Origin of the sequence: Pirellulimonas nuda (genome assembly GCF_007750855.1) — a bacterium.
In the GTDB taxonomy this organism is placed as follows: Bacteria; Planctomycetota; Planctomycetia; order Pirellulales; family Lacipirellulaceae; genus Pirellulimonas; species Pirellulimonas nuda.
Genome location: NZ_CP036291.1, coordinates 2,754,297 through 2,768,168, shown reverse-complemented (window position 1 = coordinate 2,768,168; position 13,872 = coordinate 2,754,297). Strand labels below are relative to the sequence as shown.

Here is a 13,872-nt window from a genome sequence, read left to right as displayed (position 1 = left end):
ACCACAGCTGAGGTCGCTGGACCGGACCGGGTAGACGCCGGGCCTTCAGAATATCCGGTCTTATTGCCAAATTCTACGAATAATTCCGCCATTGTTCGGCACATTGGGGCCGTCGGACGGTTTTATCTGTCTCATTCAGACGGATGTCGACGTTCTAGACGGCCGACGCACGGTTCGGGCCATGCTTTGCCCAGAAAAGGTTGCAGCTAGAGCAAATCGATGAATATTCTTCGTAATCTGCCGGTCGCTGGACGGATACCGAACGAGAGCAAAGTATGTCCCTCCCAGATGGCTACTCATGAGTGACGCGTCGTCGGATGCCGTGTTTATCGAGCGTCTTACCTCCTGCCAGGTTCGACTGCGGGCGTTTGCGCTCTCGATCGTGCCCAGGAGCGACGACGCGGATGACGTGCTCCAGAGTGCGTGCGTCAAGCTTTGGGAAAAGCGGGGAGACTACGATCCCGATCGCAACTTCTTCCCCTGGGCGAGCGGCTTCGTCTTGATCGAAGTACTGCGGCTGCGTCGGAAGAAAGCGACCGACAAGCTGATGTTTGGGGAGGCCCTGATCAATTCGCTGGCCGCCGACTACGTGGCCGGCGTGACCGAGATGGACCTGCGCCGCGAGCAGTTGCGGCTGTGCGTCGCAAAGCTTTCTCCACGCGACCGCGACCTCTTGGGGGAGCGGTACGACGCGGACCTGAAGGCGAAGCAACTGGCCGGGAAGCGTGGCATGCCCGTTACTACCGTCTACAGCGCATTGGCGCGTATTCGGGAGTCGTTGTACCGGTGCATCGAAGCGAACCTGGCGAAGCAGACTCATGCGTGATTCAGGCGTTCTTCAAGATGAACGAACCGCGGTGAAACAATGAACATGATTCAGCTCAGAGCGCTGGCTTCACGCTGGCTTGAGGAGGGACTCGAAGCCGAAGAGCTTCATGAGCTCGAGGCCACGCTTTCCGAGAACGGCGAGGCGCGTCGCACGTTTCTTGCCTACATGAGCATCCACGCTGAGCTGTCGAATATCTCGGCAGGCAAGGAGTGGGTGAGCGAGCTCACCAGAAGCGCTCCGCCGCAGCCCGCCGGTGCGGCCGTCTCGACCTCGGCTGCGCCATACCTGCTGCGAAACGCCTTCGGGCTGGCAATCGCGGCATCGCTGATGTTGATCGCGCTCGGGGTGTGGCGGGGCTCGGACTGGGACCGAGACGCGGCGCAGGACCGGCAAATCGCAGCGAACGTGGCGCAGGGGCCCGCGATGCTGTCGGGCATCCAGCCCCTCTCAGAGAACTGCCGTTGGTACGTCGAAGAGGCCAACCGCGGGCAGCCCGAGTCGATTCAGCCCGGGGACGTGATCCGCGTCACCAGCGGCAGGCTAAGCCTGGAGTACAGCCATGGCACCAAGGTTGTGCTGCACTCGCCGGCCGCCTACCAACTGTTGTCCGACATGAAGGCCAAGATGATCGTCGGTCGGTTGAAAGCAACCGTGTCCGAAGGGGGGAAGGGATTTTCGGTGGCCACGCCGCGGGCGACCGTGGTCGACCTAGGAACCGAATTCGGCGTCGAAGTAAGTGACGACGGCGCCACCGATGTGCTGGTGTTTCAGGGCGAGGTCGACGTCGATCTCCACGGCGACCTCGCCGGCGTCTCCCCCGCGCAGAGGCTGCACATGGGCGAGGGGGTGCGTCTTGACGCCCGCGGGACCAAGAGCCGAATCGTCTCCATCAAGGAAAGCTCGTACTCCGAGCAGGGCGAGATGGATCACGACCTGCCGCTGGTGATCGCAGAGGTCCGCGACAACATCCTGCGTAATTCGCTCTTCAGTTTCTACGAGATTGTCGCGACGGGCCTCGGTGAAGACTCGCTGGCCTACGTCGATCGAATCGCCCACGAATACAACGGCGTAACCGCCGCCGGGATGCCGGAGTACTTGATCGGCGCTGAGTACGTCAAAATGTTCAACAGCGACAAGCTAAATCCGAGCATCTCGATCGACGTCAAGCTCAGCACGCCGGCCAAGCTGTACGTGTTCCTCGACGACCGCTTGGAGCCTCCCTCGTGGCTGGTGGAAGGGTTTCGAGACACGGGAGACGACATCGGCATCGACGCGGGCCCGTACCAGAGCGTCGGTCCGGAGTGGTTCAACACCGGTCCGACGGGCGTCGGGCCAGGGGAAAGCGTCGAGAACCAACTGTCTGTCTGGGTCCGCGAGATCCCAGGGCCGGGCGTGTTTCGGCTCGGCCCCGCGGTCGAGAGCGAGGGGAGTACCGGCGACTCGAACATGTACGGCATTGCCGCAACGCCGCTGGTTCGGAAGAAGTAGCGTTTGCCTGCATCCATGAGGGCGCGCTCAGGCTCGACGCCGGCGGCGGCGTCTTCAAGTGCGGGCCACTCTTGACCCTCGCTAGCTTTTCGGGGCGTGGTCGTTCAGCGTCGATCGGGCATCAGGCTTGCTCGGCGGTCTGGCGAAGCCCATCGGCTGCCTCCAACGCTGCTTTTCTCGCAAACAACCGGCGTCTGGCGCGCCGATCGATTACGCCCCCCCGCGGTCTTTAGATGAACCGGGGCCGCGGGCTCTTCGGCAAGAGTTGGGCAGCCTGGGCTGGCATTGGCACGCGTTCTAGCAGAAGGCTGCCGACAAATTGATCTGCATTAGGCTATAATCGCTGTTTGCCAGAACCGCGATCGCATCGCGATTGTGATTTCTTGGTGATCACGTCCGAACACACCGGCGCGAGCGACCTGCAGGCGCCGGACCCCGCTCTCCCTAGCGAGCGAACCAAGCCACGCCAACACCTGCGTCGTCCGGTGAGGGACAGATGAAACGGATGCCCGGCGGCAAAGTTAGGTCCCCACTCTTCCTACGCCACATTCGGCTTGTCGAACTTGCTGCCTGTCGAACCAGACTTCGCAAACTCCAGACCTAGGCGCCACGTGAACCGAATCATCACGCTCATTGCGATCTCTCTGCTTTCTGCGTACGAATCGAAAGCGGACGACGCGGTCTCGCAGCCCAACATTGTCTACTTCCTAATCGACGACATGGGCTACGCCGATTGTGGGTTCAACGGATCCACCGATATCCGCACGCCCCACATCGATCGGCTAGCGAATGAAGGCGCCGTCCTTAAGTCCTTCTACGTGCAGCCACTCTGCTCGCCGACGCGCGCCGCGCTCTTGTCGGGCCGCTACCCAACGCACACCGGGGTCTACCACGTGGTGACGCCCGGGGCGGAGTGGGGCTTGCCGCTCGACGAGCGCACGTTACCGCAGGCGCTGAGCGAGGCGGGCTACGCCACTTCCATCTGTGGCAAGTGGCATTTGGGGGAGTTTCGAGCCGAGTACCGCCCCAGTCAGCGTGGGTTCGGGCATCAGTACGGGCACATGATGGGCAACCTCGACTACTTCACGCATCTGCGAGATGGGAAGCTCGACTGGTACCGCAACGACGAACCACTGGAAGAAGAAGGCTATACCACCAGCCTCATTGCGGATGAAGCGGGCCGCGTAATCCGCAGCCACCCGTCGGGAAAGCCGCTATTTCTCTACGTCCCCTTCAACGGCGTCCATTCGCCCTACCAGACGCCCGCGAGCTACTGCGAGCCCTACCAAGAACTCCCCAAGCCGCGCAAGACCCTTGCCGGAATGATGGCCGCAGTGGACGAATCGATCGGAAAAATCGCCGCGGCCCTCGAAGAACGAGGGATGCGCGAGAACACCCTCATCATCTTCTCCAGCGACAACGGCGGGTCTAACCCAGGCAAGGTTTCGATGAACACGCCGCTGCGGGCAGGCAAGGGAAGCGTCTATGAGGGAGGGGTCCGCGTCCCCGCATTCGCTACCTGGCCGGGAAAAATCGCTGCCGGGTCAACCATCGACGAGCCGATGCACGTTGTTGACTGGTATCCAACCCTGCTCAAGCTCGCCGGCGCTCCCGCCTCTCAGCAGCACGCCCCGGACGGACTCGATATCTGGCCTGTGCTGACCGAGGGCGCGCCGAGCCCCCACGACGCGATCCTGCTCCAGGGGACCACGCCGCCAGTGAAGGCGTTGCGGATGGGAGACTGGAAACTAATCGCCAACGATTCGTCGCCGCCAGAGCTCTACAACCTCGAAGCGGATATCGCCGAAAAGCGCAACCTTGCCGACGCCCGCCCCGACTTGGTGCGATCGATGCGCGAGCGGCTCAACGCGATGACCAAGGACGCACTCCCCTTGGGGGGCCCGCTCCCGTCCGCGAGATGACGCCGCTTCTGGAGGCGGCTTTTTGTTCTGTAGCTATGAAGACCATGCGCATCATCGTCCTCGCCATTTGCCTTGCTGTGCCGGCTGGCCTCTGCGCAGCCGACGCTCCCCCTCCGAACGTCGTGTACGTCCTCGCCGACGACCTCGGCTACGGGGATGTCCGCTGCCTTAATCCTGAGCGGGGGAAGATCGAGACCCCCCACATCGACCGGCTGGCCGGCCAGGGTATTGTCTTCACCGACGCGCACAGCGGGTCGAGCGTCTGCACGCCGACTCGGTACGGCGTTCTCACGGGCAGGTACGCGTGGCGCACTAGGCTTCAAAAGGGGGTGCTGGACGGCTTCCCGGAGCCGCTGATCGCCGCAGACCGGCTCACCGTGGGTAAGCTGCTCCAAGCACAGGGCTATCGCACGGCCTGCATCGGCAAGTGGCATCTCGGATTCACGATCGAGAACTCAGCCGGCGCCAAGAAGGCGGCAGGAGCAAGCGCCCCGGCGCCCGTTGGCGCCATCACCCAGAACGGTCCGCTCACGCGGGGCTTCGACGAGTACTTGGGGTTTCAACACGCGAGGTCGATGGACTCACTTTTTGTAGCAGACCGCGTCACGAAGTCGGTTGATCCTGTGGACGTGCTTCCGCTGTTAGCGGCAGAAGCGAGGGCGTTCGTCTCGCGTCAGGCGGAGCGACGTCAGCCCTTCTTCTTATACTTCGCGCTCAACTCGCCCCACACTCCGATCGTTCCGTCGGCGCCGTGGCGGGGCAAGAGCGGCCTGGGCGACCACGGCGACTACGTAATGGAAACCGACTGGGCCGTGGGGGAGGTCCTTGCAGCGATCGACGAGGCCGGGGTCGGCGGGGACACCCTCGTCGTCTTCTCAAGCGACAACGGCTGCTCCAAGGCGGCCAACATCACCCAGCTTCAAACGCAGGGACACTACCCAAGCGCGTCGATGCGCGGCTCGAAAGCGGACATCTTCGATGGGGGACACCGGGTGCCGCTCATCGCGCGGTGGCCCGGTCACATCAAACTAGGCAGCCGCAGCGATCAGCTTGTTTGCCTTACCGATCTCATCGCGACGTGCGCCGAGCTGTGTGGCGTGGTCCTCCCCGACACGGCCGGCGAGGACAGCATCAGCATGCTGCCCGCCCTGCTCGGCACGGGCGCCGCCCCCCGGCACGAATCGGTGGTGCATCATTCGATCAATGGCTCGTTCGCGATCCGGCAGGGACCGTGGAAGCTCGAGCTCTGCGCCGACTCGGGGGGCTGGAGCGATCCGAAGCCCGGCAGCAAGGCCGCCGTGAGGCTTCCGCAGGCCCAGCTCTACAACCTTCAGGCCGATATCGGAGAGACGAACAACGTGCTAGCCCAGCATCCGAAGGTCGTCGAACGACTGACCGCGTCTCTCGAGCAGATCGTCTCCAACGGCCGCAGCACCGCGGGGGCGCCGCAGGCCAATGACGTCGCGATTCGCATCAGAAAAGGGCCGGCGACGCCGGCCAAGCAGAAGTACGCCCCCTCGTCATGAGATCGCCTACCCTACTCTTGGCCGGGTTACTGCTTGCCGCCGGAAACGCGCCGCCGGTCCAGAGCGCCGAGGTGAAGCCCGATCGCCTTGTAGTTTACAAGAGCGTTGATGGTGTCGAGCTGAAGCTGCACGCCTTCGAGCCGGACGGCCTCATGCCGTCCGATCGCCGGCCGGCGATCGTGTTCTTCTTCGGGGGGGGCTGGAACGGCGGCGATCCGAAGCAGTTCTACCAGCAGGCCGAAGCGCTGGCCGGCCAGGGGATGGTCGCTTTCTCAGCCGAGTACCGCGTTAAGAGCCGGAACAAGACGACGCCGCTCGAGTGCGTCAAGGACGCCAAGTCGGCGATCCGCTGGGTGCGCCAGCACGCCGCAGAGCTTGGGGTGGACCCCGACCGTATTGTGGCCGCCGGCGGATCGGCCGGGGGTCACATCGCCGCCTGCACCGGCGTGATCGACGGGTGCGAAGAAGCGGGGGAGGACCAGAAGATCAGCTCCGTCCCCAACGCGATGATCCTCTTCAACCCTGTGCTGGACACGACCGACAAGGGCTTCGGCGCTAACCGCTTCAAGCCGGGGCAACGCACGACGCTGTCGCCCTGCCACCACGTGCGCGAAGGCCTGGCGCCCACGATCGTGTTCCACGGAACAACTGACACGACGGTGCCGTTTGAGAACGCGGAGCGCTTCGCCCAACAGATGACAGAAGCGGGCAATACCTGTGTGCTTGTCCCGTTCGCCAATAAGGGGCATGGCTTCTTTAACGGGACGCTTTTCCGACCGGCCAACGATGGCGTGGACTACGCGCAGACGATGGAGCGCGCTGTAGCCTTCCTTGCTACGCATGGCTTTCTTGCTACTCCAAAGTAACAACAACAAGAGGTAAGGGATTCGATGAACTGCACGCTCAGACTCCTCGCCGCGGCCGCGATGGCGCTGCTGGCAGGGCGATCGACCGTCGACGCCGCCAAGCCCAACATCATTCTCGTCATGCCAGACGACGTCGGCTACGGCGACTACCGCTGCCTGGGCAACCCTGTCATGCGGACGCCTTCGGTAGACGCGTTCAAGAAGCAGAGCCTGCTGTTCACGCAGTTCCACGTGAGCCCCACCTGCGCGCCGACCCGTGCGGCCCTGATGAGCGGCCGGCACGAGTTCAAGAACGGCGTGACGCACACCATCTACGAGCGCGAGCGGTTGAGTCTCGACACCGTCACGTTGCCTCAGATGCTGAAGTCCGTTGGTTACACCACCGGCATCTTCGGCAAGTGGCACCTGGGCGACGAGGAGGCCTACCGGCCAGAGAGCCGCGGCTTTGACGAGGTCTACACCCACGGCGGCGGCGGGATCGGGCAGACCTACCCCGGCTCGTGCGGCGACGCGCCGGGCAACAGCAATATCGACCCCGCCCTGTGGCACAACGGGAAGTGGGAGAAGACCACCGGTTACTGCACCGACCTGTTCTTTACGCAGGCCATCAAGTGGATGGACTCCCGCCGCGAGGAGTCGCAGCCGTTCTTCGCTTACATCTCGCTCAACGCCGCGCACACCCCGCTGGTCCTGCCCAAAGAGTACTATCAGCACTACCTCGGCAAGCCCGGCGTCAAAGAAGAGACCGCCAAGTTCTTCGGCATGGTCGAGAACGTTGACGCCAACTTCGGCACGCTCCTTAAGCAGCTCGACGACTGGGGCGTCGCGGACGACACGCTGGTCATCTACCTCGCCTCGGACAACGGCGGCACGAAGGGGATCCACGTCTTCAACGCCGGGATGCGGGGGAGCAAAGGGAGGCCCTATCAAGGGGGCACGCGTGTGCCGTGCTTCTTCCGCTGGCCCGCCGGCGGGATCCCGGCCGGGCAGGAGTGCGACGCATTGACCTCGGCGATCGATATCTACCCGACGCTCGCCGCGATCACGGGCGCCGAGCTTTCGGACAAGATGAAGCAACAAATTGAAGGCCGCAGCATGTTGCCGCTGCTGAAGAACCCCAGCGCACCCTGGCCCGCCCGCACCCTGGTGCACCACGTCGGCCGCTGGCCCAAGGGTGAGGTCGAGCAATGGAAGCACAAGGAATGCGCCATCCAGAACGCACGGTTCACGCTGGTGAACAACAAGGAGCTGTACGATCTTGAGGCCGACCCCGAAGAGCGGACGAACGTTATCGAAGAACACCCCGAGACGGTCGCCGAGCTGCGCGAAGCCTACGACCAATGGTGGAGCGAAGTGCAGCCGCTATTGGTGAACGAAGACGCCTTTGGCCCAAAGATCAACCCGATGAAGGCGCTCTACTGGGAGCAGTTCGGCGGCGGTCCGGACGCGGCGCTGCGCAGGAGGATGAACCCGGCGAGGCTCATCAACTAGGAACGAGCGTCCGAGTTTCTCAGCAGTTCACACGAGGCTCTGATTTCATGAAGGCAATGTTTACCAATCTGCTCGCGCTCGCCACGTTTCTGATGGCGACGCATTCCGGCCTGGCGGCGCGGCCAACCCAGCCGAACATCCTCCACATCCACGCGGACGACCATCGCCCCGACGGGCTGCGGGCTCTGGGCAACCCGCTGCTCGTGACGCCCAACCTCGACGCGATCGTCGAGCAAGGAATGACCTTTACGCGTTGCTACACCATGGGCTCGATGAGCGGAGCGGTCTGCCAACCGAGCCGAACCATGATGCTCACCGGCCGCTCGTGGAAGCGCATCCCTGGCGCTCCCGGCGCTGCGGCGGAGGCCGACGACCCGGCGACTTTCCTCCCCCGAGTGATCGCGGCGGCCGGCTATCAAACGTTCCACATGGGAAAGACGGGCAACGGCTTTCCGACGGGCACGCGGGAGTTCGAGATCAACGTGGTGGACGACGCCCGCGGACGCCCCCCCGAAAACGACCGCGCTCACTGCTGCCAGCGGCTGGCCGACCGCACGATTGAGTTTCTCAAGTCGCGTAAAGCCGACCAAGTAGACAAGCCGTTCTACGCCTACCTTGCGCCCCCGGTCCCGCACGACCCACGCTCCGCCGAACCGCGGTTCCACGACCTCTACGACGCCGACAAGATCCCCCTTTCGCCCGCGTTTTTGCCGCTACATCCGTTTAACAACGGCGAGATGACCGTGCGCGATGAGAAGCTGGCGCCGTGGCCCCGCACGCCAGAGGACACCAAGCGGCAGAACGCGGAATACTACGCGTGCGTCACCGGCCTCGACCACCACGTCGGACGGATCATCGCCCATCTGAAGCAGACCGGAGAGTGGGAGAACACCATCGTCGTCGTCAGCGGCGACAACGGGCTCTCCATGGGAGACCACGGACTCTTCGGGAAGCAAAACCTCTACGAGTTCGGCGGCATGCACGTTCCGCTGGTGATCGCCGGCCCCGGGGTTACGCACGGCAAGAGCGACGCGCTGGTGTACTTGATGGATCTGTTTCCGACCTTCGCGGGGCTGGCGGACGCTGAGATTCCCATCGGCGTCGAAGGGAAGACCATCCTCCCTATCCTCACGGGCAAGGAGACCAAGGTCCGCGAGGTCCTCTACACGGCCTACAAGAACTGCCAGCGGTCGGTCCGCGACGACCGGTGGAAGCTCATCCGCTACCCGCTTGTCGATCGCACTCAGCTCTTCGACCTCAACAGCGACCCGCTTGAATTGACGAACCTCGCCGATCGCCCCGAGCACGCAGCCAAGGTGGCCGAGCTGACCGCCCGGCTGGCGGAAGAAATGACGAGCTTCGCCGACAACGCGCCGCTGGAGGTCGCCAATCCGAAACCGGCAAAGTGGTCGCCGCCGGCGACGGCCCGCAACCGTGCGAGGCGTGGTTGAGTCCGTCTTCTGCGTTGCAGCGGACCGCTGCGCGAGAGCCGATCGCACCGCGGTTCGCGGCGCTCCTCCAATCGGATTCCCGGTCATTCCGCGGCGCACCGGCCCCATAGTCCCGCTGCCGCCTTATCCCTTACCGCTACGAGACCCCGAGCCGATGATGGATCTCACTAGGTTCTGGAGCTGGCTGCTGTGCGGCGCGAGCTGCGTGTGCACAGCCACGCAGTGCCCCGCGGCCGTGGTTACGCGGGACGTCTGCGTGTACGGCGCCACGGTCGGCGGCATCACCGCGGCGATCCAGTCGGCTCGCCAAGGAAAGTCGGTCGTTCTAGTCGAGCCCGGCCGGCATATCGGCGGCATGACCACCGGCGGGCTCGGCGCCACGGACATCGGCAACAAGGGGGTCATCGGCGGCATCAGCCGAGAGTTCTACCAACGGGTCGCCAAACACTACGCAGACGACGCCGCTTGGAGATGGGAGTCGCGCGACGACTTTTTCGCCCACCGGTCGAAACGCACCACGCTCGAAGAGGTCTCTGGGCCAGACGCCACGATGTGGACCTTCGAGCCGCACGTCGCAGAAAGAATCCTCAACGAGATGCTGGCCGACAACGGCTGCGTCGTTCAGTTTCAGCAGCGCCTATCGATCGCAACGATGGAGGGTCAACGAATCGTCGCGATCAAGACAGACGCCGGCGACGTCTACCGCGCCAAGATATATGTCGACGCCACCTACGAGGGAGACCTGCTGGCGATGGCGGGCGTGAGCTACCGAGTCGGGCGCGAGGCGAATGCGCAGTACAACGAAACGCTCAACGGCATCCGAGAACACACGCCCAAGAACCAGATCTACGGCGGCGTCGACCCGTACGTCGTTCCTGGTGACCCCGCCAGCGGGCTGATCCCGCTGGTGCAGCGGGGGAGCGGAGGGATCCCGGGCGACGGCGACCAGCGGGTTCAGGCCTACAACTTCCGCCTCTGTTTCACCAACGTCGCGGAGAACCGCCGCGAGCTCACCGTTCCAGACAACTACGACCCGGCGCTCTACGAGCTGGCCGCGCGACGCGCTGAGAAGATCGTCGAGTCCGGGAAACAACCCGTCCTGAGTAATTTCTGCAATCCTGTCTGGATGCCGAACAGCAAGACCGACATCAACAACAGCCAAGGCATCTCAACCGATTTCATCGGCATGAACTACGACTACCCCGACGGCGACTACGCTACGCGGGACCGGATCTGGAAGTCTCACAAAGATTACATCCTGGGCTTCTGGCATTTCATGTCGACCAGCCCGAGGGTTCCGCAAGGTCTGCGGCAAGAATTCGCGTCGTTCGGCCCCTGCAAGGACGAGTTCACTGGCGACGCTGGATGGCCGCACCAGATGTACGTTCGCGAAGCCCGGCGGATGGTCTCCGACTACGTGATGACGGAGCACAACTGCCGCGGCAAAGAGGTGGCAGACGACCCCGTCGGCATGGCCGCCTACGGGATGGACTCCCACAACTGCCAACGGATTGTGCAGGACGGCGCGGCCCGCAACGAGGGCGACGTGCAACAGCACGGCCTCAAGCCCTACCCGATCTCCTACCGGGCGATCGTTCCCGCCAAGGGGGAGTGTCAGAATCTGCTGGCGCCGGTTTGCGTGTCGGCGACCCACATCGCGTTCGGATCAGTCCGCATGGAGCCGGTCTTCATGGTGCTGGGCCAATCGGCGGGCGCCGCGGCCGTGATAGCAATCGACGCCGACACATCAGTGCAAGACGTCGATTACCAAAAGCTGCGCAGCCGGCTGTTGGCGGACGGCCAGGTGCTGGCGCGTCCTGCGGCCAAATCTGCCGGCCCGCCGAAGCCCCGCCTGACTGCCGACGGAGCGGGGCCCCCGATCATCTGCTTCGGCGACAGCATCACGAAGCGCGGCTACCCAGAAGAACTAGCGAAGCTGCTTGGCAAGCAGGTATTTAATGCGGGGGTCGCGGGCAACTCATCGCGCCACGCGCTCCAGCGGCTCCAACGAGACGTGCTTAGCCTACGCCCCGAGGTCGTCGTGGTTAGTCTTGGCACAAACGACTCTCGTGTTGCGGAAGACCGTGTGTTCGTGCCCGTCGACGAGTACGAGGCGAACCTCGCCACGATTGCAGAGTCGTGCCAGCGAGCAGGCATCCGGGTGATCTTCTGCACGGTCCCACCGATCGACGCCGATGCGTACTTCACGCGCCATCGACGGGAACCTTTCGAGCAGCGGGGGGGACTTCCGGCAGTGCTTGAGGACTACCGCGCCGCGGTCGTCCGAGTGGCGGATCGAAACGCCTTGTCGATCGTCGACCTGAACCAACAACTGGCGATGCGCCCCGACTGGCGTGATCAAGACGGCGTGCATCCAACGCGAGAAGGAAACCGGATCATCGCAGGGCTGGTCGCAGAGGCGATCCGGCAAATGCCTACGCCGAAAGCAGGGAATGCCCGCTCCGCTGCTCCGACTAGCCGGCAGCAACTAGGCGGGGCAGGGGGCTGACCGAGGCGTTTGCGGGCGCGCAAAGCAGTAGCAGCGAATGGCCACATCATGTCAACTTTATCTATCATACCAGGGCGTCTGAAGGACGCTCCTTGAACACCGCGGCTCCTACCACGAGAGCTCCGAATCCGAACCTCGCATCCGAAACGAGAGACTTGAAATGCATCACCTCCTCCGATTGCTCGTCGCCGCCGCTGTCTTTTCCACACTGGCTGGACACGGTAAAGCGGCCGGCGGGGCGGCCACAACGCCACCAAATGTGGTCCTCATCTTTGCGGACGATTTGGGCTACGGCGACCTCGGCTGCTACGGCGCAACGAAGGTAAAAACGCCGAACATCGACAATCTGGCAAGAGAGGGGCGGCGATTCACCGACGCCCACTCGGCCTCCGCTGTCTGTACGCCCTCGCGGTACGCGCTGTTGACGGGGCAGTACCCTGTTCGGGCCAACGGGGGCGCCGGCGTGTGGGGTCCGGCGCCCGTGAATTCCGCGCTTATCATTGACCCTGACACGCTTACGCTGGCCGACGTTTTCAAGAACCAAGGCTACGCAACCGCAGCACTGGGCAAGTGGCATCTGGGTTTTGGGAAAGGAACAAACAACTGGAAAGAGCCCCTGCGTCCCGGGCCGATGGACCTCGGATTCGACTACTACTTTGGCTTGCCAGTGGTCAACAGCGCGCCCCCCTACGTCTATGTCGAGAACGACCGCATTGTCGGCTCAGACCCGGCAGACCCTCTGATCCTTCTTGCCAAGGGACAGCAAAAGGAGGCGACTCCGATCACGCCGATCCCCCCCGAGGCCTCTCAGCGCACACCCAACAGCTTCAAAGGCGCAGTGGAGGCTCACAAGATTTACAACGACTACACGGTAGGAACCGTCCTGGCAAATAAAGCGACCGACTGGATCACGGCCAATCAGGAGAAGCCCTTTTTTCTCTACTTGGCCACGACCCACATCCACCATCCGTTCACCCCGGGCAAGCGATTCCAGGGAACGAGCGACGCAGAGCTCTACGGCGACTTCATTCAAGAGCTCGATTGGATGGTGGGACAAGTGACCGATTGTCTCGAATCACACGGCCTCGATGAGAACACGCTGGTCATCTTCACGAGCGACAACGGCGCCATGTTGAACCTCGGCGGAAGGAACGCCGTGCAGGCGGGCCACCACATCAACGGCGACTTGCTCGGCTTTAAGTTCGGCGCCTGGGAAGGGGGGCACCGCGTCCCGTTCATTGCCCGCTGGCCCGGCAAGATCGCGCCGGGCACAGTGTCCGATCAACTAATCTGCAATGTTGACATGCTCGCCACCTGCACGGCCGTTACGGGACAAGACCCCAGCGCCCTGCAGAACAAAGACAGCATGAACGTTCTGCCCGCGTTGCTAGGGGATCCGGGGGAACCGCTCCGCGACGAGCTGGTCCTGGCGCCCAAGAGCGGCAGACACCTTTCGCTCCGCAAGGGGAAGTGGATGTACATCCCGGCGCGAGGCAGCGGCGGGTTCAACGGGTCCAGGCCTAGCGATCACGCCTGGGGCGGCGCCCCCGCGGCCGCCTTTGTGGGCAGCGTCAACAGCGACATTGAGAACGGCAGGATCCGGAAAGACGCGCCGTCTGCCCAACTCTACGACTTGCGCCAGGATGTGAATCAAACCACGAACCTGTACCGTCAGCACCCCGACGTGGTGCAGGAGATGGAATCCTTGCTGGATGCCTATCGCCCCAAGGACGCGCCAACAAAGGGAAGCTGACTCGACAGGATTCCTAATGCTGAAGGTCGAGCCCTAG

The 13,872-nt window shown here is 63.4% G+C and carries 9 protein-coding genes; all 9 read left to right on the top strand.

Annotated features, from left to right (window positions below; translation table 11 throughout):
- Window positions 1–298 precede the first annotated feature (298 nt).
- The 9 genes from Pla175_RS11140 to Pla175_RS11100 all read left to right on the top strand — a co-directional run bounded on the left by Pla175_RS11140 (window position 299) and on the right by Pla175_RS11100 (window position 13,835).
- Entirely contained in the window at window positions 299–826 is a 528-nt protein-coding gene (locus tag Pla175_RS11140; RefSeq protein WP_145284319.1) for a sigma-70 family RNA polymerase sigma factor, read from the top strand.
- Between the two features lie 45 nt (window positions 827–871).
- Window positions 872–2,317, top strand: coding sequence for a FecR family protein (locus Pla175_RS11135; protein ID WP_197527425.1), 1,446 nt, complete (start codon window positions 872–874; stop codon window positions 2,315–2,317).
- 611 nt (window positions 2,318–2,928) lie between these two features.
- Entirely contained in the window at window positions 2,929–4,239 is a 1,311-nt protein-coding gene (locus Pla175_RS11130; RefSeq protein WP_145284313.1) for an arylsulfatase B, read from the top strand.
- Between the two features lie 44 nt (window positions 4,240–4,283).
- Window positions 4,284–5,765, top strand: coding sequence for a sulfatase family protein (locus tag Pla175_RS11125; protein WP_197527424.1), 1,482 nt, complete (start codon window positions 4,284–4,286; stop codon window positions 5,763–5,765).
- Window positions 5,762–6,631: an alpha/beta hydrolase gene (locus Pla175_RS11120; RefSeq protein ID WP_145284307.1), complete on the top strand. Its 870-nt coding sequence runs from the start codon at window positions 5,762–5,764 to the stop codon at window positions 6,629–6,631. Before Pla175_RS11125 ends, Pla175_RS11120 begins: the two co-directional genes overlap by 4 nt.
- A gap of 24 nt (window positions 6,632–6,655) precedes the next feature.
- The gene (locus Pla175_RS11115; protein WP_145284303.1) at window positions 6,656–8,122 is read left to right on the top strand and encodes an arylsulfatase; all 1,467 of its coding nucleotides are present in this window, start codon (window positions 6,656–6,658) and stop codon (window positions 8,120–8,122) included.
- Window positions 8,123–8,169: 47 nt separating this feature from the next.
- Complete coding sequence (locus tag Pla175_RS11110) at window positions 8,170–9,573, top strand: sulfatase-like hydrolase/transferase (protein ID WP_145284300.1); 1,404 nt, start codon at window positions 8,170–8,172, stop codon at window positions 9,571–9,573.
- 154 nt (window positions 9,574–9,727) lie between these two features.
- Window positions 9,728–12,082 carry an FAD-dependent oxidoreductase gene (locus Pla175_RS11105; protein WP_145284297.1) on the top strand — a complete coding sequence of 785 codons (2,355 nt, stop codon included), beginning with the start codon at window positions 9,728–9,730 and terminating at the stop codon, window positions 12,080–12,082.
- Between the two features lie 160 nt (window positions 12,083–12,242).
- Complete coding sequence (locus Pla175_RS11100) at window positions 12,243–13,835, top strand: sulfatase family protein (protein WP_145284294.1); 1,593 nt, start codon at window positions 12,243–12,245, stop codon at window positions 13,833–13,835.
- The last annotated feature ends 37 nt before the right edge of the window (window positions 13,836–13,872 follow it).